Source organism: Streptomyces sp. NPDC052701 (assembly GCF_040678355.1).
In the GTDB taxonomy this organism is placed as follows: Bacteria; Actinomycetota; Actinomycetes; order Streptomycetales; family Streptomycetaceae; genus Streptomyces.
In genome coordinates this window covers 48,993-69,261 of sequence record NZ_JBFATO010000012.1, presented here as the reverse complement: position 1 = coordinate 69,261, position 20,269 = coordinate 48,993, and the positions used below count along the sequence as shown (strand labels likewise).

Genomic DNA, 20,269 nt, shown 5'->3' with positions numbered 1-20,269 from the left:
GGCAGGAAGACGGCTCACGGGACGACCGCCTCGCGCGGGGCGACTGGTATTACTGGTGCATGCAGGAAGAGACCGCGCGGTCCGCGATCGACACGTTCATCTCCGCGTTCAACGCCTCGGACGACAGCTATGTGACTGTGCTGCTCTCCCAGGCCCTGACCTCGGACGTGGTCTTCTGGGGCCCGTTGGGCCGCAGCGAGGGGATCGAGGCGGTCGAGCGGTTCGTGCTGGACATCCGGCGCCACCCGGCGGGGACCGGCACGATGGTGCGCTGCTCGGCGGTGGACATGCCCGGCGAGTGGGCCCGGTACCAGTGGGTCTTCACCACGCCGGACGGAGGCCCCCGCCTGGCGGGAACGGACGTCGTCCATCTGCGGCGAAGCCTCATCGACCAGCTCATCGTCTTCGCGGGGGAGATCGGACCGTCCGCCCCCTGAACCGTCCTGAATCATCCTCAGGGGCCCGAAGCGCGCCCCGACCGGGCCGGCCCGGGACGCGTGGGCCGGGGCAAGCACGGCTCGGCCCTGTTCCTCTTCGCCCGGCGGCGGATGCCGACGCCTCACCGGCGGACAGGTCGTCCGAGACCACGGCGAACCCATGACGGCCGTCGCGGGCGTGCTGCCCCCGCCCGCGGCCGCGGCCGGGCCCGCATAATGAGCCGGTGACCTACGCCCTCCCCGGCTCCCCCGCCCCGCAACGCCGTCCGGTCGTGATCGTGGGCGCCGGGCCCGCCGGGCTCACCGTCGGCAACGTCCTGCGGGCCGCCGGCCTGGACTGCCTGGTGCTGGAGACCGAGACCCGGGAGTTCATCGAGCGCCGGCCGCGGGCCGGGGTGCTGGAGGAGTGGGCGGTGCGCGGCCTCGCGCAGCGGGGTCTGGCACGGAACCTGCTGGAGCGGGCGGAGCTGCACACGGCGTGCGAGTTCCGTTTCGCCGGGGAGCGGTACCGCCTGTCCTACGCGGAGCTGACGGGCTGCCACCACTTCGTCTACCCGCAGCCGTTGCTGGTGACGGACCTGGTGCGCGAGTACGCGGACGCGCGCGGCGGGGAGATACGGTTCGGCGTGCGGGACGTGGAGCTGCACGGCCTCGACACCGGCCGGCCGGCCGTGTCGTACACGTGTCCCGAGACGGGACGGCGGCAGGTCGTGGCGTGCGAGTTCGTCGCGGGCTGCGACGGGGCGCGCGGGGTGACACGCGCCTCGCTGCCACCGGAGCGGGCGCGCGTCGCGCGGCACGGCTACGGCATCGGCTGGCTGGCGCTGCTCGCCGAGGCGCCGCCGTCGTCCGACTGCGTGCTGTTCGGCTGCCATCCGCGCGGCTTCGCCGGGCACATGCCGCGCAGCCCCGAGGTGACCCGCTACTACCTGCAGTGCCCGCCGGGCGACGACCCGGGCAACTGGCCGCACGAGCGCGTCTGGGCGGAACTGCAGCGGCGGCTGCGCGCGGCGGGCGTCCCGCCGCTGGCGGAGGGGCCGCTGATCGAGAAGCGCGTGCTGGACATGCACGACTACGTCGTCGAGCCGATGGTGTTCGGCCGGCTGTTCCTCGCCGGTGACGCGGCCCATCTCGTCGCCCCCGTCGCCGCCAAGGGCATGAACCTCGCCCTGCACGACGCCTTCCTGCTCGGCGACGCGCTGGTCGCCCGGCTCACCGAGGGCGACGACAGCGGGCTGGAGGGCTACTCGCAGGCGTGCCTGCGACGCGTGTGGGACTACCAGGAGTTCTCGCAGTGGCTGTCCGAGGTGTACCACGGCGCCGCCGCGGGCGACCCGTTCCGCGCGGGCACCGCCGTGGCCCGGCTGCGCCGCCTGTTCACCTCGCCCGCCGCCGCTGCCGCCTTCGCGGAGCAGTACCTCGGGTCGGCTGCCCGGTACTGAGGTTCCGGCGCGGCGGCACGCCCCGGCGGCCGGAGCCGCGCTCCGGGCGTCAGTCGTGCGCGGGCCGGCCGGTGAGCCGGTGGCCGGCCACGTTCAGCGCCTCGTCGACGAGGCGGCGCAGATGGCCGTCGCGCAGTGCGTAGACCACCCGGCGGCCCTCCTTGCGCGTGGCCACCAGGCCCGCCAGGCGCAGCCGCGCCAGGTGCTGGCTGACCGCGGGCCGCGCCGCCCCGCACCTGTGCGTGAGCGTCGTGACGTCGGCCTCGCCGCCGGCCAGCGCGTGCAGCAGGGCGAGGCGCGTGCGGTCGCCGAGCAGGGCGAGGAGTTCGGCGGCGAGCGCGAACCGCTCCTCGCCGGGGGTGCGCGGGTGCGCATCGTGCGCAGGTGACAGGTGCATGCGTGCGCTCATACGCACATAATGGCTCCACGGATGCCCGCACGTCCACCGCCGCGCACCGGAAAGGGGCACCACGTGAGCGACCGGCACCAGCACGGCCACGGGCACGCGCACGACCGCGCCAGGGCCTCCTTTCCCCACCGTCTCACCCACCTGCTCGCACCCCACTCCCACGAGAGCGCCGGCAGGCTCGACCCCGCCGTGGAGTCCTCGGCGCGCGGCATGCGCGCGTTGTGGGTCTCGCTGGCGGTGCTGGGCGTGACGGCGCTGGCGCAGGCGGCCGTGGTGGCCGTCTCCGGCTCGGTGGCGCTGCTCGGCGACACGGTGCACAACGCCGCGGACGCGCTGACCGCCGTACCGCTCGGGATCGCCTTCGTCCTGGGCCGGCGCGCGGCCACGCGCCGCTTCACCTACGGGTACGGGCGCGCCGAGGACCTGGCCGGCATCGCGATCGTCCTGACGATCGCCGCGTCGGCGGCGTTCGCGGGCTGGACCGCGCTCGGCCGGCTCCTCGACCCGCGCCCCGTCGAGCACGTGCCGGCGGTGGCCGTCGCCGCGCTCGTCGGGTTCGCGGGCAACGAGTGGGTGGCCCGCCACCGGATACGCGTCGGCCGCGCGATCGGCTCGGCGGCCCTGGTCGCCGACGGGCTGCACGCGCGCACCGACGGCTTCACGTCCCTCGCGGTGCTGCTGGGCGCGGGCGGAGCGGCGCTGGGTCTGCACCTGGCCGACCCGGTCGTCGGGCTGGCGATCACGGCCGCCATCGCCCTGGTGCTGCGGGACGCGGCGCGCGAGGTGTTCCGCAGGGTGCTGGACGCCGTCGACCCAGCTCTGGTGGACCGGGCCGAGCGGGCGCTGGCGGCGGTCGAGGGCGTGCGCGGGGTGGGCGAGCTGCGGCTGCGCTGGATCGGGCACCGGCTGCGCGCCGAGGTGGCGGTCGTCGTGGACGGCGACGCGACGGTACGGCAGGCCCACCGCATCGCCGTGGACGCCGAGCACGCCCTGCTGCACGCCGTACCGAGCCTGGCCGCGGCCCTGGTCCACGCCGACCCCGAGCCGGCCCCGGGCGAGGCCGACCCGCACCTGCCGCTGGCCCACCACGCGACGGCCCGGGCCGCGTCCGCGCGGCGGCCGGGCCCCTGACCGGGCGGAGGCGCCCGTGTCCGCCGCTTCCCGGCGGCACGCCCCGCTCCGGCACCCCGCTCCGGCACCCCGCCCCGACGCCCGGACACGGCCCGGGCGCGGGGAGCGGCGCGTCACCGCGCCCCGCGCCGGTCAGGCGATCCCGAGTCCTTCCAGCACGACCGCGCCCGGCAGTTCGGCGAACGCCTTGCCCGGCACCAGGAGCTTGCCGCGCCGCCGGCCGCTGCCGACGAGGACGTACGGCAGGTCGACGACGGCCGCGTCCACCAGCACCGGCCAGTCCTCCGGCAGCCCGACGGGGGTGATGCCGCCGTACTCCATGCCGGTCTCCCCGGTCGCCGTGTCCATCGGGGCGAACGAGGCCTTGCGGACGTCGAGCCGGCGGCGTACGGCGCCGTTGACGTCGACCCGGGTGGTGGAGAGCACCACGCACGCGGCGAGCGTGCTCCGGCCGCCCCGCCTGCCCTCGACGACCACGCAGTTCGCGGACTTCTCCAGCAGGTCCCGGCCGTAGTGCTCCACGAAGACGGCGGTGTCGGCCCATCGCGGGTCGGTCTCGACGTAGAGGATCTGCTCGGCGGGGACGCTGCCGCGCCACTGGCGTACGGCCTCGGCGACCGGGCGGGTGAGCTCGTCGAGGCAGTCGGGGGCGGGCGTGGCGTGGTCGAAGTCTCCGATGGGCGCGCGCATGGCCGCATCGTAGACGCCGTGCGGCGGCGCGGGGCCGGGCGTCTCAGCGCACGGGCGGGACCGAGACGGTCAGCACCATCTCCATCGGGACGTCGCCCCGGTTGCCGTACACGTGCGGGGCGTCGGCCTCGAAGGTGGCGCTCGCCCCGGCCGGGACGCGGTGCTCCACGCCGTCGACGGTGAGGGTCAGCTCGCCGGCCGTGACGTGGACGATCTCGACCGTGCCGGCGGGGTGCGGGTCCGAGGAGCTGTTCTCGCCGGGCATCAGCCGCCAGTCCCACATCTCCAGCGGGCCGGGGGCCTCGGTGCCCGCGAGCAGCCGGTTGTAGCTGCCGGTCTCGGTGTGCCACATGCGGACGGCCTGGTCGGCGGGGACGATCCGGACCTTCGGGCCCTGTTCGTAGTCGAGCAGGGTGGTGATGCTGACGCCGAGCGCGTCGCCGATCTTGACGACCGTGCCGAGGCTGGGGTTGGTGCGGGCCTGCTCGATCTGGATGAGCATGCCGCGGCTGACCCCGGCGCGCGCCGCGAGCGCGTCCAGGGTGAAGCCGCGCTCGGTGCGCCAGCGCCTGACGTTGCGCGCCAGGGACTGGGTCAGCAGGTCGAGGTCCGACACATCACTCCCGTGCTGGAGGTACTGGGGTCCACTATTCTGGATGACGAAGTACAGTTCACTGAACTACGGTGTGGTGCACCCGATCGTCCACCGAACTGTACTGTGAGGCGCCCCGTGACAGCACTTCTCGCCCTGGCCACCAGCCTGCTGTGGGGGCTGGCCGACTTCGGCGGGGGGCTGCTGACGCGACGGACGCCCGCGCTCACGGTGGTCGTCGTCTCGCAGTCGGTCGCCGTCGCCGTGCTCGGCGCGCTCGTGGCGGCGACCGGCGGGTGGAGCGAGGCCGGCCCGCGGCTGTGGTTCGCGGTGGCCGCCGGCCTGGTGGGCCCGGTGGCGATGCTCGCCTTCTACCGGGCGCTCGCACTGGGCCCGATGGGCGTCGTCTCGCCGCTCGGCTCGCTCGGCGTTGCCGTGCCGGTCGCCGTGGGCCTCGCGCTGGGCGAGCGCCCCGGGACGCTGCAGTTCGCCGGCGTCCTGGTCGCCGTCGCCGGGGTGCTCCTCGCGGGCGGGCCGCAGCTGCGGGGCGCCCCGGTGCAGCGGCGGGCCGTCGTCCTCACGCTGCTCGCGGCGTTCGGCTTCGGCGCGGTGATGACCCTGATCGCCGAGGCGTCGGCCACCCTCACCGGTCTCTTCCTCGCCCTGTTCGTGCAGCGGGTCACCAACGTCGTCGCGGGCGGCCTCGCCCTGTACGTCTCCGTACGGCGCGGCTCCCCCGCCCTCCCCGCGGACGGCTTCCCCTGGCGCTCGCTCCCCGCGCTCGCCTTCGTCGGCCTCGCGGACGTCGCCGCCAACGGCACGTACTCGCTCGCCGCGCAGCGGGGCCCGGTCACCGTGGCCGCCGTGCTGGCCTCGCTCTATCCGGTGGTGACGGCCCTGGCCGCGCGAGGCCTGCTCAGCGAACGGCTGCGGGGGGTGCAGGCCGCGGGCGCGGGCCTCGCCCTGGTGGGGACCGTCCTGCTGGCGACCGGCTGAGCCCGGACGGTCAGGTCCCGGGCTCCAGCTCGGCGAGCCCGGCCGCCGCCTCCTCGTCCAGCTCCGACAGCGCGCGCAGCTGCTCCGGGGTGACGCCCTCGGGTATCGGCACCGGTGCCGGGGTGCGCAACGGCGGCTGCCATCCGTCGGCGGGCGTCCAGCGCCGCACGACCCGCGCGGGCGCGCCCGCGACGACGGCGTGGTCGGGCACGGTGCCGCGCACCACCGCTCCCGCGGCCACGACCACGTTCCGCCCGATCCGCGCGCCGGGCAGGATCACCGCGCCCGTGCCGATCCAGCAGCCCGGGCCGATCTCCACCGGCTCCATGCGCGGCCACTGCCTGCCGATGGGCTGGTGCGGGTCGTCGTACGAGTGGTTCGTGGAGGTGACGTAGACGTACGGACCGAAGTAGCAGTCGCTGCCGATGGTGACCGTCGTGTCGGCGATCACGTGGCTGCCGCGGCCGAGGACCACCCCGTCGCCGATGCGCAGGATCGGCTCGGGGCCCAGGTCGAGGTCGGGCATCAGACCGGCGGTGAGGGTGACCTGCTCGCCGACGATGCAGTGGGCGCCCAGGTGGATCCACGGCTCGCCGAAGACCGTGCCGAGCGGGAAGGCGAGCCTGGTACCGGTGCCGATGGCGCCGAAGCGGAGGCGCCCGGGATGCTCGGCGGTCACCGAGCCCGTGCGCTGCACCCAGGCCCAGCCCGCGTGGACGGCGCGCTGCGCCAGACGGCGCGGCCAGGACGAGAACGTGTTCTTGCGCTTCGGCACCCGATCACCGTACTCAGCGGGGACCGGGACCACGGGGCACCGGGCCTGTGATCTTCGCCCCACCGGCGTGGCGTACGGTGCGGTGTATCACCGACCGGGAGGGCGACGATGACGCACAGGGCGCTGATCACGGGTATCGGCGGCAAGGAGCCGGAGGTGGACCGGGAGGCGTTCGTGGCGCCCACGTCCTCGGTGATCGGCGACGTGACGCTGCACGCCGGCGCGAGCGTCTGGTACGGGGCGGTGCTGCGCGGCGACGTCGAGCGGATCTGCGTCGGCGCGAGCAGCAACGTCCAGGACAACTGCACCCTCCACGCCGACCCGGGCTTCCCCGTCACCGTCGGCGAACGGGTGTCCATCGGGCACAACGCGGTGGTGCACGGGGCGACCGTCGAGGACGACTGCCTGATCGGCATGGGGGCGACGGTGCTCAACGGCGCGGTCGTCGGCGCGGGGTCCCTGGTCGCCGCGCAGGCGCTGGTGCCGCAGGGGATGCGGGTGCCGCCGGGCTCGCTCGTCGCGGGCGTCCCCGCCAAGGTCGTGCGGGAGCTGACGGCCGAGGAACGCGAGGGCATCACGCTCAACGGCACGGTGTACGCGGAGCTCGCGAAGACGCACCGCGACGCGTACGGCGGGCGTTAGGCCCTGGCGCCGGACTCCCGCCGCCCGGACCGGGCCGGGTCCGCCGGGGCCGCGGCGGGGCTCAGTCGGCGGCCGGCACCGGCTCCGGCGCGGCCGCCTCCTGCTGGGCCGCCGCCTTCCTCGCCTTGCGCTTGAGCACGATCATCGAGGTCAGCCCGATCAGCACCGCCGCCACCAGGCCCAGCCAGGAGAACCGCTTCAGCCAGGACTCGGCGACGACGCCGACGTAGTAGATGACCGCGGTCGTGCCGCCCGCCCACAGGATGCCGCCGAAGACGTTGGCGATCAGGAACTTCCAGTACGGCATGCGCAGCACGCCCGCGAGCGGGCCGGCGAAGATGCGCAGCAGGGCGACGAACCGGCCGAAGAAGACGGCCCACATGCCCCACTTCTCGAAGGAGCGCTCGGCGGCGGCGATGTGCGCCTCGCCGAAGTGCCGGGGGAACTTCCCGCCGAGCCAGGCGAGCAGCGGGCGTCCGCCCTTGCGGCCGATGGCGTAGCCGATGGAGTCGCCGACGATGGCCCCGGCGGTGGCGCAGGCACCGAGGATGACGGGGTCGATGTCGCCGTGCTGGGAGGCGAGCAGCGCGGAGGAGACCAGGATGATCTCGCCCGGCAGCGGGATGCCCAGGCTCTCCAGGCCGATGACCACTCCCACCAGCGCGTACACGGCGACCGCGGGTACGGTCTCGAGCCATTCCTGGACGTGCACCGCCGGTTCCTCCGATTCGCTCGCCTGCATCCCGTCCGCGCGCCGCGCTCCGGCGCACGGACGGGAAGCCTACCGGGTCGCGGGACGGTCACCGCGGCTCGGGCGTTCCCGCTCCGCGCCGGTCCGGTCCCCGGGGTGCGCGGCACGGTCCCCCCCGCGGTGGCCGGGGCCCGCTCCGCACCGTCCGGTCCCCGGGTGCGCGACACGGCCGGCGGCCCGGACCCCGCTTCTCCCCCGCGCCCGGCCGGGCCCCTCGTGCGCGACGGCGCTCAGCCGTTCGGGCGCAGCGTCCAGACAACTGTCATCTCGCCGGTCACGGCACCGTCCGCGCGCCGGATGGCGATCGACACCGGGAACTCGGGGCGCTCGCCCGCGTCCAGTTCCGCGACGACCTCGGCGGCCGGGCGGCCGAGGGTCGCGGTGGCGGTGACGGGGCCCATCGCCAGCTTCCGGTACGCGATCTCGGCGCGGACGGCGAGCGGCACGGCCCGCGAGAGCTGGTCGCCGAACGCGGCCAGCACGATCGCCCCGCTCGCGGACTCGCCGAGCGTGAACATCGCTCCGGCGTGCGGCCCGCCGACGTGGTTGTGGTACTCGCTCTGGTCCGGCAGGGCCACCACCGCCCTCTCCGGCGTGGTCTCCAGGAACTCGAGGTTCAGGGTCCGGGCCATGGGCACCGTGGCGGCGAGCATCTCGCCGACGGACATCTGGTCTGCGCTCATGGCGGGCATGTTACCCACGAGTAGCCCGCGGGGGCCAGACACCCGTCACGGCCACCCGGGCCCCGGCTTCCGGTTCCCGGCTTCCGGTTCCCGGTTCCCGGCTCCGGCTCCCGGCTCCGGCTCCCGGAGGGCGACGAACCGGACGCCGGGCCGCCGCTCGCCACGGGCCCCGGCCGTTGCGCGGGGGAAGGGGCCGCGCGCAGGACGCGGACCGGGACGGCCGGCCGGACCACGCCCCGCCGCCCGGCGCGGCCGGCCGGAGCGCCGGGGGCGGGGTCCGGGGGGCGGGGTGCCGGACGCGGCGGTCCGCGAGATCCCCGGCACGGTCCGCCGGTACGGAACCGCGGCCCCCTGATTGGTGCGCTCCTGACAAGAGCCGGTGACCGAACCGTGTCCCCGGCGCGGCTAGGGTTGCTGCCCATGTGGCCAGGACAGCAGCCGCCCGGGGGCGAGCAGAACCCGCAGGCGAACAACCCTTATCAGCAGCCGGGGTACCAGCAGCCGAATCCGTACCAGCAGCCCGGCTTCCAGCAGCCCAACCCCTATGCGCAGCAGCCGCAGTGGGGCGCCCCCTCCCCCGCGGGCGCTCCCGGGCCGCCGCGCGGCGGTGGCGGCAACACGAAGCTGGTGGCGATCCTGGCGGCCACCGCGGTGGTCGTGGCCGCCGGTGTCACCGGCGCCCTGGTACTGGGGGGCGACTCCGACGACACGGCGGACGGCGGCAAGGGCGGCAAGCCGGCCGCGAGCACGTCCACCGGCACGGGCACCTCCGACCCGGGCCCGGCCGCCACCGGGGACAATCCGCGCGGCGGCGGGGGGCCCAAGGCGACCGTGCCGGGCTGGAAGGTCGTCGTCAACCCGCGTTTCGGCACCATGTTCGACGTTCCCGCCGACTGGGAGCTCGAGCGGACCGACACCAGCGTGGGCTTCGAGTGGGAGGAGAAGGACGGCAAGACCGACCGCACCAGCGTCACCGCCCCGGCCTATCTGAAGTCCAAGTGGTGCACCAGCGACGAGGACAAGGACGGCCGCGAGGAGGACACCGCCCTCGCCACCGCCGGAACCCGCGGCGAGAACGGCGCCAAGAGCACGGACGAGGCGGCCGAGACCCGGGTCCCGTGGTGGATCTACGGCGGCTACACGCAGCCCGACAAGAAGAGCGTGAAGCCCGGCAAGCCCGAGCCCTACACCACGGCGTCGGGCGTCAAGGGCAGCCTCGCCACCGCCCGGTCCGTGAACACGCCCCAGAAGGGCAAGTGCGCGAGCGACGGCAAGGCCTACACCTTCGCGTTCAAGAACGGCGCGGGCGACTTCGTCACCTGGAACCTGTACGGCGCCAAGGGCGTCGAGGACGAGATCCCCGAGGCGACCGTCCGGAAGATCCTGAGCACCGTGCGCCTGACCGAGGAACCGCCCACGAACTCGTAACGGCCCGGAGCGGGGCCGGGAACGCATTTGGCAGATCGGCCCCGCCTCGCCGATAGTCACGAGGTGCTCTCGACCACCTCGTCGCGCCGCCCCGCCTGGGCGGGCCGCAACTACACCCTGCTGACCGCCGCGGCGGTCGTGACCGGCCTCGGCGGCAACGGCGCGCTGATCGCCGCCGCGTTCGCCGTACTGGAGGCGGGCGGCGACGGCGGCGACGTGGGGCTGGTGGCCGCCGCGCGCACCCTGCCGCTGGTGCTGTTCCTGCTCATCGGCGGCGCCGTCGCCGACCGGCTGCCGCGGCACCGCGTGATGGTCGCGGCCAACGTCCTCAACTGCCTGTCGCAGGGCGCCTTCGCCGTGCTCGTCCTGACCGGTGAGCCGCGGCTGTGGCAGATGATGCTGCTGACCGCGCTCGGCGGTACCGGCCAGGCGTTCTTCGGCCCGGCCGCCGAGGGCATGCTGATGTCCTCGGTCCAGGGCGAGCAGGCGGGCCGCGCCTTCGCGGTGTTCCGGATGGCGATGTCGGGCGCGTCGCTCGGCGGCGCCGCGCTCGGCGGCGCCATGGTCGCCGTGCTCGGACCGGGCTGGGTCCTCGCGGCGGACGCGGCGGCGTTCGCGGTCGCCGGCGCGTTGCGCGCCTTCCTCGACGTCGGCCACATACCGCCGCGCGCCCCGGGCGGCGGCCTGCTCGCCGATCTGCGCGAGGGCTGGCGGGAGTTCGCCGGCCGGCCGTGGCTGTGGGGCATCGTCGTGCAGTTCTCCCTCGCCAACGCGGTGGTCGGCGCCGCCGACGCCGTCTACGGCCCGCTGGTCGCCCGGGACCACCTGGGCGGCGCGGGTCCCTGGGGCCTGGCCCTCGGCGCCTTCGGCGCGGGCACGGTCGCCGGCGCGCTGCTCATGACCCGCTGGAAACCGCGCCGCCTGCTGTTCGTCGGCACCCTGTGCGTGTTCCCGCTGGCCCTGCCGTCGGCCGCGCTGGCCGTCCCGGTGCCGGTCGGTGTCCTGTACGCGGTGATGTTCGTGGCCGGCGCGACGGTGGAGGTGTTCGGCGTGTCCTGGATGACGGCGCTGCACCAGGAGATCCCCGAGGACAAGCTCTCGCGCGTGTCGGCGTACGACTGGTTCGGCTCGATCGCGCTGGTCCCGCTCGCCACCGCGGCGGCCGGCCCCGCCGAGCAGGCCTTCGGCCGTCCGGCCGCGCTGTGGGGCTGCGCCGCACTGGTGGTCCTGGTCACGGCGGCCGTGCTGTGCGTACCGGACGTGCGCAACCTGCGGCGCCGGACCACGCAGGTGGCCCGGGGCGCGAAGACCGGGTCAGCCGATGCCGAAAGCCCCGTCGGGGGGCTCGGGTGACGGTACGGCGTCCTCGTCCCGGACCGGCCGCGCCCCGCCGATGAACTCCCGCAGGGCGGGGCCGTGCTCGACCCGTGCCGGGAAGGCGTCGGCGGCGGTGAGCCGGACCAGGGCGGCCGTGTCGAGAGGGCGGTGCGCGGCCGCCAGCACCGCGTTGCCGAAGCGGCGCCCGCGCAGCACACCCGGCTCCGCGATCAGCACGAGCTCCTCGAACACCGTTCCCAGGGTGGCCAGTTGGGACCTGAGGAAGGCGAAGGGCGCCGCGTCGGGAAGGTTCGCCAGGTACACCCCGCGGTCGCGCAGCACGCGCGCGGCCTCACGGGCGTAGGGGACGGACGTCAGGTGCGCCGGGACCCGTGAGCCGCCGAAGACGTCGGCGACCAGCACGTCCGCGCAGTCCGCCGGCGCGGTCTCCAGCCACGCCCGGGCGTCCGCGGCGTGCAGCGCGACGCCGGCGCCCTCCGGCAGCGGCAGGTGCTCGGCGACCAGCTCCAGCAGCCCGCGGTCGGCCTCGACGACGTCCTGCCGGGAGCCCGGCCGGGTCGCGGCCAGGTACCGGGGCAGCGTGAGCGCGCCGCCGCCGAGGTGCAGCACGTCCAACGGCCGCCCCGGGTCGGCCAGGACGTCCAGGACGTGCCCGAGCCGCCGCGCGTACTCGAACTCCAGGTGCGTCGGCTCGTCCAGGTCGACGTACGACTGCGGCGCCCCGTCGACGGTCAGCAGCCAGGCCCGCTCCCGGTCGACGTCGGGCATCAGCTTGGCGGTCCCCCGGTCGGTGACCCGGGTGACGGGGATGGGCTCGTTCACGCAGTCCATTGTGGCGGGCCCGGAACACCGCGAGCGCGAGCGGTGCGGCAAGGGGCGCGGGGGACCGCGCGACCGGTCACGGCCCCGCGGTCCCCCGCGCCGCCTCAGCCGACGGCCGTCACGGTCCCGGCCCCGACCGTCCGCCCGCCCTCGCGGACGGCGAAACCGAGCCCGGGCTCCAAAGGCACCTCGCGCCCCAGCTCCACGGTCATGGCGACCGTCTCGCCGGGCCGCGCCACGGCCGCCTCACCGAGGTCGACGTCCCCGACCACGTCCGCCGTGCGGATGTGGAACTGTGGCCGGTACCCCGTCGCGACGGGCGTCGTACGACCGCCCTCACGCGCCGACAGCACGTACATCCGGGCCGAGAACCGGCGGCCCGGCACCACACTGCCCGGCGCGGCCAGGACGTGCCCGCGCCGCACGGCGTCCCGGGGCACGCCCCGCAGCAGCAGCGCCACGTTGTCGCCGGCCTGGGCCTCCTCCATCGGCTTGCCGAACGTCTCCAGACCGGTCACCACGGTCTCCAGGCCGGCCCCGAGCACCTCGACGCGCTCACCGGCCCGGATCGTGCCCCGCTCCACGGCACCCGTCACCACCGTGCCCCGGCCGGTGATCGTCAGCACGTTCTCCACCGGCAGCAGGAACGGCGCGTCCAGGTACCGCTCGGGCATCGGCACGTAGGTGTCCACCGCGTCGAGCAGCGCCTCGACGGACGCCGTCCACCGCGGGTCGCCCTCCAGCGCCTTCAGCCCGGAGACCCGTACGACGGGTACGCAGTCGCCGCCGTAGCCGTGCGCGGTGAGCAGGTCGCGGACCTCCAGCTCGACGAGGTCGGTCAGTTCCTCGTCGCCCGCGTCGGCCTTGTTGAGGGCGACGACGATGTGGTCGACGCCCACCTGCCGGGCGAGCAGCACGTGTTCGGCGGTCTGCGGCATGATCCCGTCCAGCGCGGAGACGACGAGGATCGCCCCGTCCAGCTGCGCGGCGCCGGTGACCATGTTCTTGACGTAGTCGGCGTGGCCCGGCATGTCGACGTGCGCGTAGTGCCGGGTGTCGGTCTCGTACTCGACGTGCGCGAGGTTGATGGTGATGCCGCGCGCGGCCTCCTCCGGCGCCCGGTCGATGCGGTCGAACGAGACGTACCGGGTGCCGCCGCCGGTCCCGCGCTCGCTGAGGACCTTGGTGATGGCGGCGGTCAGGGTGGTCTTGCCGTGGTCGACGTGACCCATCGTGCCGATGTTCAGATGCGGTTTGGTGCGGACGTACGCCGTCTTGGGCATGGCGGGACCTCGAAGCCTCGTGGGTGGTGTGGGGACCCCGGGGAGCGACCGACCCTCCCCCTGCGGGGTCCGCCGGACGATCCGGAGAGGGTCAGCTTCGGGCGCCGTCGACAGCGGCCGGGACGAGGGGAACGGCAGCCTTCGGGGCATCCGCGACCGCGGATGCCGTGAGGAGGAAGGCGTACCGGAACATGGCACCGATCATCGCCGACGCCGCGTCGCGCGTCGAACGGTTTTCGGGCGCCGCCCCTTCCCGGCGGGGTGCGGGACGGGGGGCGCGGCGCACGGCGCCGGACGGCCGTGCGGCGCACCCGTCGTCTCCCGGCCCGTGACGCCTGTGAGACGAACGATACGGCGATCACACACATATGTCGGTTAGTGTCACCGGATGCTCGATGCCACCACCCGCTCTGGGGGCACCGCCACGGCCTCTCCCCGGGCCACCGCCACGGAGCTCGCCGTCGCCACGGCGGCCGCCGGTCCCCGCGTCCCGGCCGGCTTCGCCGCCCGCTGCACGAGGATCCTGCTCTCGCCCTGGTCACGCCTGTCCCTGCTCGTCGTGCTGCTCGCCGCGGCCGCGTCCACGGTGCTGCTGCTCGAACCGCAGCGGCTGCTGATGCACGGCTGGCCGCCGCAGCTCGGCGGGGCCGCCGCGGCGGTGGTGTTCGCGGCGGCGTACGGGGTGTGCACCGTGGCGTTCGTGCCCCGGCCGCTGCTGAACCTCGCGGCGGGCGCCCTGTTCGGCTCGCAGTTCGGCCTCGGCGCCGCCCTCGCGGGGACGGTGCTCGGCGCCGGGACGGCGTTCTGCCTGGGGCGTGCGCTGGGTCAGGACGCCCTGCGCCCGCTGCTGCGCGGGCGGTGGCTGAAGGCGGCCGACGGCCAGCTGAGCCGGCACGGCTTCCGCTCGATGCTCGCGGTACGGCTCTTCCCCGGCGTGCCGTTCTGGGCCGCGAACTACTGCGCGGCCGTCTCGCGCATGGGCCTGCCCCCGTTCCTGCTGGCGACGGCGCTCGGCTCGGTCCCCAACACCGCCGCGTACGTCGTCGCCGGCGCCCGCGCCTCGGCACCGACGTCGCCGGCCTTCCTCGTCGCGCTGGCCTGCATCGCCCTGCCCGCCCTGGCGGGCGGGGCGGTGGCCTGGCGCAAACGCCACCACCTGCGCGCCCGCTGACGATCCCCCGGGCGGCTCGCGGGCCGTCCGGACGGTGAGCCGGGCCGTCCGGGCGACCCGGGGCCGTCCAGACGGCGTGTTCGCCCACCCGGCCGGTGCGCCCCACCGCCCGGACGCCTGGGGTCTGTCGTCGAACTCCCGTCGTCCGCCCGGAGGGCGGGCCCCGCGGCATCGGGCGCGTGCTCCCGGCGTGCCGGGCACCGGCCCCCGTACCGGATGTACCCGGGTCCGCGCCCGGTGCGGCGAGAGGGCGTGCAGGGCGCCGCGGGGCAGGCGGGAGTGCGACGACAGACCCTAGACCGCCTCCAGGATCATCGCGTTGGCGAGTCCGCCCGCCTCGCACATCGTCTGCAGGGCGTAGCGGGCGCCGCGCTCGCGCATCGCGTGGACCAGCGTCGTGGTCAGCCGGGTGCCGCTCGCGCCGAGCGGATGGCCGAGGGCGATCGCGCCGCCGTGCACGTTGACCTTGGCGAGGTCGGCGCCGGTCTCCTGCTGCCACGCCAGCACGACGCTGGAGAAGGCCTCGTTGACCTCGAACAGGTCGATGTCGTCGAGCCTCAGGCCCGCCCTGCGGAGCACCTTCTCGGTGGCCGGGAGGACACCGGTGAGCATCAGCAGCGGGTCGGACCCGGTGACGGCGAAGCTGTGCAGCCGGGCGAGCGGGCGCAGCCCGAGGCGTGCCGCGGTCTCGCCGGAGGTGACGAGCACCGCCGAGGCGCCGTCGTTGAGGGGGCTGGCGTTGCCCGCGGTGACGTTCCACTCGATCTGCGGGAAGCGCTCGGCGAAGCCCGGGTCGTAGTAGGCGGGCTTCAGGCCGGCGAGGACCCCGGTGCTGCTGTCCGGCCGTACGCACTCGTCGCGCGAGACGCCGTCCAGCGGCGCGACCTCGGCGTCGAACAGGCCGGCCTGCCAGGCCGCGGCGGCCCTGCGGTGCGAGGAGACGGCGAAGGCGTCCATCCGCTCGCGGGTGATCGACCACTTCGCGGCGACGAGTTCGGCGCTGATGCCCTGCGGGACGAGGCCCTCCGGATAGCGCTCGGCGACGCCGGGGCCGAAGGGGTCCTTGCCCTCCGGGACGTTCGACCACATCGGCACCCGGCTCATCGACTCGACGCCGCAGGCGACGACGAGGTCGTACGCGCCGGAGAGGACGCCCTGCGCGGCGAAGTGCACGGCCTGCTGGGAGGAGCCGCACTGGCGGTCCACGGTCGTCGCGGGGACCGACTCGGGGAAGCCCGCCGACAGGGCGGCGTACCGGGTGGTGTTCATGGCCTGCTCGCCGACCTGGTCGACGGTGCCGCCGATGACGTCGTCGATCAGTGCGGGGTCGACGCCGGAGCGCTCGACGAGGGCGCGCAGGGTGTGCGCGAGGAGCTCCACGGGGTGGACGTGCGCGAGGGAGCCGCCCGGCTTCCCCTTGCCGATCGGGGTGCGTACGGCTTCGACGATGACTGCGTCACGCATGGTGCGGGCCTCCTTGGCCGCCGGGGGCCACCGGTCCGCCGGGGCGGCTACCGGTGAGTAGGGAATTCGAACTCACCTTAACTCCGCGAGTTTGAATTTCCAACCCTCCCCTAGACTGACTCCCATGGCCGCTCCCAAGAACCCGCGCCCCTGCTCGATCGCCGACACCCTGGCACTCGTCGGCGAGAAGTACTCCCTGCTCGTCCTGCGGGAGGTGTGCCTGGGCAACGGCCGTTTCGACCAGCTCGTGCGCAACATCGGCGCCCCGCGCGACATCCTGGCCACGCGGCTGCGGCGGCTCGTCGACGCCGGGGTCCTGGCCAGGCACCCCTACAGCGAGCGTCCGCAGCGCTTCGAGTACCGCCCCACCCAGGCCGGGCTGGAGCTGGAGCCGGTCCTGATGACCCTGATGGCGTGGGGCGACCGCCACCTGCGCGGGGACGCCGGCCGCCCGATGGTGATCGAGCACTCCTGCGGCCACGACCTGGTCCCGGTCGTCACCTGCCGGGCCTGCGGCGAGGCGGTGCGCCACGAGGACCTCAAGGCCCACCCGCAGGCACCCGGCTGGACGGTGGCGGGTCCGACGGCCGCCTGACCCTTCGGCCGGCCCCGCTTCCCGGCCCCTGTGTCGGGGCCGCCACCGAGGGGCGCTACGCTTCCCCCTCGGCACACCTGATCACCGATCACCGCACACGGCGGACCGGTGTGCCCATCACCCTTTCCTCGATCGGCACTTGGACTCGGTACCTTCATGTCGTGGTTTGAATCCCTCATCCTCGGACTCGTCCAGGGACTGACCGAGTTCCTCCCCGTCTCCTCCAGCGCGCATCTGCGGCTGACCGCTGCGTTCTCGGGCTGGGAGGACCCCGGCGCGGCCTTCACGGCGATCACCCAGATCGGCACGGAGACCGCGGTGCTGATCTACTTCCGCAAGGACATCGGGCGGATCATCTCGGCGTGGACCCGCTCGCTCACGGACAAGGCGATGCGCGGCGACCCCGACGCGCGGATGGGCTGGCTGGTCATCGTCGGCTCGATCCCGATCGGCGTCCTCGGCGTGACGCTGAAGGACCAGATCGAGGGCCCGTTCCGCGATCTGCGCATCACGGCCACCATGCTGATCGGCATGGGCATCGTCCTCGGCGTCGCCGACCGGCTGGCGGCGCGCGACGAGAACGGCGGCCGGCACCGCGCGCCCAAGCAGCGCAAGGCCCTGGAGGACCTGGGCGTACGGGACGGCCTGATCTACGGCGTCTGCCAGGCCATGGCCCTGATCCCGGGCGTCTCCCGCTCCGGCGCCACCATCAGCGGCGGCCTGTTCATGGGATACCGGCGCGAGGCCGCGGCCCGCTACTCCTTCCTGCTCGCCATTCCGGCGGTGCTGGCCTCGGGCCTGTTCGAGCTCAAGGACGCGATGGGGAGCGACCACGTCTCCTGGGGGCCGACGATCTTCGCGACGATCATCGCCTTCGCCGTCGGGTACGCCGTGATCGCCTGGTTCATGAAGTTCATCTCCACCAAGAGCTTCATGCCGTTCGTCTGGTACCGGATCGCGCTCGGGATCGTCATCATCGTCCTGGTCGGCATGGGCGTCCTGAGCCCGCACGCGGGCGAGTCGGCGCACTGACCGGCGGGTTCCGGGACCGGCTTCCGGCCGGCCGGCCCACGCTTTCCGGCCTGCCGGACGATGGTGTCCGGCAGGCCCGCGGGCAGGTGCCGGGACCCGGTCCGCGGCGGCCGTGACGAAATCCATACCGGGCGCGTAGTCGTCCGGTAGCGCGCTGTCAGTGCATGCGCCTAGGCTTGTCCGCATGTCCCCCGATTCCGTGACCCCTGGTTCCGTGCGGTCCGCTGCCGAGGTGAACGAACAGATCCGTGCCCTGTGGCGGCGCGCGGCCGGCTCCCTGTCGGCCCAGGAGCGCGCCGAGTACGAGCTGCTGGTGATCGAGTGGGCGACCGCGATCCGCAGCGAGGTCGTCGAGGCGGCTTGAAGAGGACCCCGGGCGCCGGAGTGAGCCCGGGCGCCGAAGCCACCGGCCCAGCCGGCCGGCGCACGTCCCGGCCGGCCCCCGCCCCCTTGACGCACCTCCCGGCCCCCTGCCGTCGGCACGCGTCCCGGGCCCCGTACCGTCGGCGAGCGTCTCAGCGCCCGCCCGACACCCGCAGCACCGCCCCCGTCGTGTACGAGGCCTCCGGTGACATCAGCCACGCGATCGCCGCGGCGATCTCCTCCGCCTGTCCCGGCCGGCGCAGCGGGATCGTGGCCGCCGCGCGCCGGGCGCGGTCCGGGTCGCCCATCGCGGCGTGCATCCCGGTGTCGATCATCCCGGGCGCGACCGCGTTGACGCGGACGCCGTCCGGGCCGAGTTCCTTGGCCAGGCCCAGTGTCAGGGCGTCGACGGCGGCCTTGGTCGCCGCGTAGTGGACGTAGTCGCCGGGGCTGCCGAGCGTGGCGGCGGCCGACGACACGTTCACGATGACGCCGCCGCCCCGGGGCGTCATGAGCTGCGCCGCGCGCCGCGAACACAGCAGCGTCCCCAGGAGGTTGACGTCCACGACCCGGCGCAGGTCCGCGGGGTCGGTGTCGGCGAGCCGCCCCAGTGGCCCGGTCACCCCCGCGTTGTTCACCAGCCCCGTCACGGGCCCCAGGTCCCGCTCCGCCGTCCCGAAGAGCCGCTCGACGTCCGCCTCGGCGGAGGTGTCGGCCCGGACCACCGCGCAGCGCGCCCCGGCCTCGCGCACCCCGCGCGCCACCGACTCCGCGGCCGCTCCGTCGCGGACGTGGCCCACCACCACGTCGTGCCCGTCCGCGGCGAGGCGCAGGCAGGTCGCGGCGCCGATGCCCCGGCTGCCGCCGGTGACGACCGTGACGGGACGTTCCATGTGTTCCTCCTGCCGGCAGGATCGATCACCCCGGACGCGCGGACGTGCCCGCGCTTGCTACGACGGAACGGCGGCGCCGGCGGGGGACTCCTCGCTCCCGGGCCCCGGCGGCGGGTCGCCGAGCTGCTCGCGCACGTAGTTCCAGACCACCGCGATCAGTGCGGCGACCGGCACGGCGAGCAGACTGCCGACGATGCCGGCCAGACTGCCGCCCAGTGTCACCGCCAGGAGCACCACCGCCGCGTGGAGGCCGAGCCCGCGGCTCTGGATCATGGGCTGGAAGACGTTGCCCTCGAGCTGCTGCACCACGACGATGATGGCCAGCACGATCAGCGCGTCGGTCAGGCCGTTCGACACCAGCGCGATGAGGACCGCGACGAAACCGGCGAACAGGGCGCCGATGATCGGCACGAACGCGGAGACGAAGGTCAGCACCGCCAGCGGGAGCACCAGGGGCACCCCCAGGATCCACAGGCCGAGGCCGATCAGGACGGCGTCGAGCAGGCCGACGGCCGCCTGGGAACGCACGAACGCGCCCAGGGTGTCCCAGCTCCGGGCGGCCACGGTCGGGACGTCGGTGGCCAGCCGGCCGGGCAGCTGGCGGGCGAGCCACGGCAGGAAGCGCGGTCCGTCCTTGAGGAAGAAGAACATCAGGAAGAGCGCCAGGACGGCGGTGATCAGGCCGTTGACCACGGTGCCGACTCCGGTGACGACGGCCGTGACCATGCTGCCCAGTCCTTCCTGGGCGCGGGCGACCGCGGTGTCGAAGGCGTCGCTGATCTGGTCGTCGCTGATGTTCAGCGGCGGTCCGGCGGCCCACTCGCGCAGCTTCTGGATGCCTTCGATCACGCCGTCGGTCAGCTCTCCCGACTGGGAGGCCACCGGTACCGCGATCAGCGCCACGACCCCCGAGGCGACCAGGAGGAACAGCACGGTCACCGTCGAAGCGGCCAGCGCCGGCCGCCACCCGTGACGGCGCAGGAACCTCGTCAGGGGCCAGGTCAGCGTGGTGAGGAGCAGGCCGATTACGAGCGGCCAGACCACCGACCACATCCGCCCCAGAAGCCACAGGGCCACCGCCGACATCGCAAGTACCAGCAGCAACTCGCAGGAGACACGCGCCGATGTGCGCAGCGCGGCGCGGGTTCTCGCGGAATTCAAGGTGGCAGACATGGGGTCACCCTATGGGTACGGACGTCACCCTTCGCCGTCGCGGCCGGTCAAAGGCGGCCGAGGGGCCGTCGGCGCCCGTCCGGGCCGTCCTCCCGCCCCTCCGGGGCCGCTCCGGCACCCGAATGTCGCCGCACACCTTGGCGTGGCCGGTCCCATGCC

Annotated in this window: 22 protein-coding genes; 11 read left to right on the top strand and 11 right to left on the bottom strand. The window is 74.7% G+C overall.

What is annotated here, in order from left to right; translation table 11 throughout:
* Positions 1 to 59 precede the first annotated feature (59 nt).
* Both AB0L29_RS16205 and AB0L29_RS16200 read left to right on the top strand, forming a co-directional pair.
* Positions 60 to 437 carry a nuclear transport factor 2 family protein gene (locus tag AB0L29_RS16205; protein WP_365827523.1) on the top strand — a complete coding sequence of 126 codons (378 nt, stop codon included), beginning with the start codon at positions 60 to 62 and terminating at the stop codon, positions 435 to 437.
* A gap of 224 nt (positions 438 to 661) precedes the next feature.
* Positions 662 to 1,879 (top strand): 4-hydroxybenzoate 3-monooxygenase, encoded by a 1,218-nt coding sequence (locus AB0L29_RS16200; protein WP_365827521.1) that lies wholly within the window; start codon positions 662 to 664, stop codon positions 1,877 to 1,879.
* 49 nt (positions 1,880 to 1,928) lie between these two features.
* Here AB0L29_RS16200 and AB0L29_RS16195 read toward each other — a convergent pair whose 3' ends face one another.
* The gene (locus AB0L29_RS16195; protein WP_365827519.1) at positions 1,929 to 2,288 is read right to left on the bottom strand and encodes a metalloregulator ArsR/SmtB family transcription factor; all 360 of its coding nucleotides are present in this window, start codon (positions 2,286 to 2,288) and stop codon (positions 1,929 to 1,931) included.
* Positions 2,289 to 2,351: 63 nt separating this feature from the next.
* Here AB0L29_RS16195 and AB0L29_RS16190 point away from each other — a divergent pair, with 63 nt between their 5' ends.
* Entirely contained in the window at positions 2,352 to 3,419 is a 1,068-nt protein-coding gene (locus AB0L29_RS16190) for a cation diffusion facilitator family transporter (RefSeq protein ID WP_365827517.1), read from the top strand.
* A 132-nt stretch (positions 3,420 to 3,551) separates the two neighbouring features.
* Here the strand turns inward: AB0L29_RS16190 and AB0L29_RS16185 are convergent, their stop codons facing one another.
* Complete coding sequence (locus AB0L29_RS16185; protein WP_365827515.1) at positions 3,552 to 4,109, bottom strand: YbaK/EbsC family protein; 558 nt, start codon at positions 4,107 to 4,109, stop codon at positions 3,552 to 3,554.
* Between the two features lie 43 nt (positions 4,110 to 4,152).
* A complete protein-coding gene (locus AB0L29_RS16180) occupies positions 4,153 to 4,725 on the bottom strand; it encodes an XRE family transcriptional regulator (protein ID WP_365827513.1) in 573 nt (190 codons plus the stop codon).
* Positions 4,726 to 4,839: 114 nt separating this feature from the next.
* Here AB0L29_RS16180 and AB0L29_RS16175 point away from each other — a divergent pair, with 114 nt between their 5' ends.
* Positions 4,840 to 5,697 carry a DMT family transporter gene (locus AB0L29_RS16175; protein WP_365827511.1) on the top strand — a complete coding sequence of 286 codons (858 nt, stop codon included), beginning with the start codon at positions 4,840 to 4,842 and terminating at the stop codon, positions 5,695 to 5,697.
* Between the two features lie 10 nt (positions 5,698 to 5,707).
* Here the strand turns inward: AB0L29_RS16175 and AB0L29_RS16170 are convergent, their stop codons facing one another.
* Entirely contained in the window at positions 5,708 to 6,472 is a 765-nt protein-coding gene (locus tag AB0L29_RS16170; protein WP_365827509.1) for an acyltransferase, read from the bottom strand.
* Positions 6,473 to 6,580: 108 nt separating this feature from the next.
* Between AB0L29_RS16170 and AB0L29_RS16165 the strand changes: the two genes are divergently transcribed.
* A complete protein-coding gene (locus AB0L29_RS16165) occupies positions 6,581 to 7,114 on the top strand; it encodes a gamma carbonic anhydrase family protein (RefSeq protein ID WP_365827507.1) in 534 nt (177 codons plus the stop codon).
* Positions 7,115 to 7,175: 61 nt separating this feature from the next.
* Here the strand turns inward: AB0L29_RS16165 and AB0L29_RS16160 are convergent, their stop codons facing one another.
* Together AB0L29_RS16160 and AB0L29_RS16155 are read right to left on the bottom strand one after the other, a co-directional pair.
* Positions 7,176 to 7,826: a DedA family protein gene (locus AB0L29_RS16160; protein ID WP_365827506.1), complete on the bottom strand. Its 651-nt coding sequence runs from the start codon at positions 7,824 to 7,826 to the stop codon at positions 7,176 to 7,178.
* 269 nt (positions 7,827 to 8,095) lie between these two features.
* Positions 8,096 to 8,533 (bottom strand): DUF4442 domain-containing protein, encoded by a 438-nt coding sequence (locus tag AB0L29_RS16155; protein WP_365827746.1) that lies wholly within the window; start codon positions 8,531 to 8,533, stop codon positions 8,096 to 8,098.
* A gap of 435 nt (positions 8,534 to 8,968) precedes the next feature.
* On the opposite strand from AB0L29_RS16155, the gene AB0L29_RS16150 reads away from it, so the two are divergent.
* Both AB0L29_RS16150 and AB0L29_RS16145 read left to right on the top strand, forming a co-directional pair.
* On the top strand, positions 8,969 to 9,976 hold the full coding sequence (locus tag AB0L29_RS16150) for a hypothetical protein (protein ID WP_365827505.1): 1,008 nt from the start codon (positions 8,969 to 8,971) through the stop codon (positions 9,974 to 9,976).
* Positions 9,977 to 10,039: 63 nt separating this feature from the next.
* The gene (locus AB0L29_RS16145; protein WP_365827503.1) at positions 10,040 to 11,329 is read left to right on the top strand and encodes an MFS transporter; all 1,290 of its coding nucleotides are present in this window, start codon (positions 10,040 to 10,042) and stop codon (positions 11,327 to 11,329) included.
* Here AB0L29_RS16145 and AB0L29_RS16140 read toward each other — a convergent pair.
* Both AB0L29_RS16140 and tuf read right to left on the bottom strand, forming a co-directional pair.
* Positions 11,291 to 12,136 (bottom strand): fused MFS/spermidine synthase, encoded by an 846-nt coding sequence (locus AB0L29_RS16140; RefSeq protein ID WP_365827501.1) that lies wholly within the window; start codon positions 12,134 to 12,136, stop codon positions 11,291 to 11,293. The genes AB0L29_RS16145 and AB0L29_RS16140 overlap by 39 nt on opposite strands.
* A 104-nt stretch (positions 12,137 to 12,240) precedes the next feature.
* On the bottom strand, positions 12,241 to 13,419 hold the full coding sequence (gene tuf, locus AB0L29_RS16135; RefSeq protein WP_365827500.1) for an elongation factor Tu: 1,179 nt from the start codon (positions 13,417 to 13,419) through the stop codon (positions 12,241 to 12,243).
* Between the two features lie 388 nt (positions 13,420 to 13,807).
* Between tuf and AB0L29_RS16130 the strand changes: the two genes are divergently transcribed.
* Entirely contained in the window at positions 13,808 to 14,590 is a 783-nt protein-coding gene (locus AB0L29_RS16130; RefSeq protein WP_365827498.1) for a VTT domain-containing protein, read from the top strand.
* Positions 14,591 to 14,884: 294 nt separating this feature from the next.
* On the opposite strand, the gene AB0L29_RS16125 is transcribed toward AB0L29_RS16130, so the two are convergent.
* A complete protein-coding gene (locus tag AB0L29_RS16125; RefSeq protein WP_365827496.1) occupies positions 14,885 to 16,054 on the bottom strand; it encodes a thiolase family protein in 1,170 nt (389 codons plus the stop codon).
* A gap of 124 nt (positions 16,055 to 16,178) precedes the next feature.
* Here AB0L29_RS16125 and AB0L29_RS16120 point away from each other — a divergent pair, with 124 nt between their 5' ends.
* The 3 genes from AB0L29_RS16120 to AB0L29_RS16110 all read left to right on the top strand — a co-directional run bounded on the left by AB0L29_RS16120 (position 16,179) and on the right by AB0L29_RS16110 (position 18,045).
* Positions 16,179 to 16,649: a helix-turn-helix domain-containing protein gene (locus AB0L29_RS16120; protein WP_365827494.1), complete on the top strand. Its 471-nt coding sequence runs from the start codon at positions 16,179 to 16,181 to the stop codon at positions 16,647 to 16,649.
* A gap of 156 nt (positions 16,650 to 16,805) precedes the next feature.
* On the top strand, positions 16,806 to 17,681 hold the full coding sequence (locus AB0L29_RS16115) for an undecaprenyl-diphosphate phosphatase (RefSeq protein WP_365827492.1): 876 nt from the start codon (positions 16,806 to 16,808) through the stop codon (positions 17,679 to 17,681).
* Between the two features lie 184 nt (positions 17,682 to 17,865).
* Complete coding sequence (locus AB0L29_RS16110) at positions 17,866 to 18,045, top strand: hypothetical protein (protein ID WP_365827490.1); 180 nt, start codon at positions 17,866 to 17,868, stop codon at positions 18,043 to 18,045.
* Positions 18,046 to 18,196: 151 nt separating this feature from the next.
* Here AB0L29_RS16110 and AB0L29_RS16105 read toward each other — a convergent pair whose 3' ends face one another.
* Positions 18,197 to 18,937, bottom strand: coding sequence for a glucose 1-dehydrogenase (locus AB0L29_RS16105; RefSeq protein ID WP_365827489.1), 741 nt, complete (start codon positions 18,935 to 18,937; stop codon positions 18,197 to 18,199).
* A 57-nt stretch (positions 18,938 to 18,994) separates the two neighbouring features.
* Positions 18,995 to 20,110: an AI-2E family transporter gene (locus AB0L29_RS16100; protein ID WP_365827488.1), complete on the bottom strand. Its 1,116-nt coding sequence runs from the start codon at positions 20,108 to 20,110 to the stop codon at positions 18,995 to 18,997.
* Positions 20,111 to 20,269: the final 159 nt, after the last annotated feature.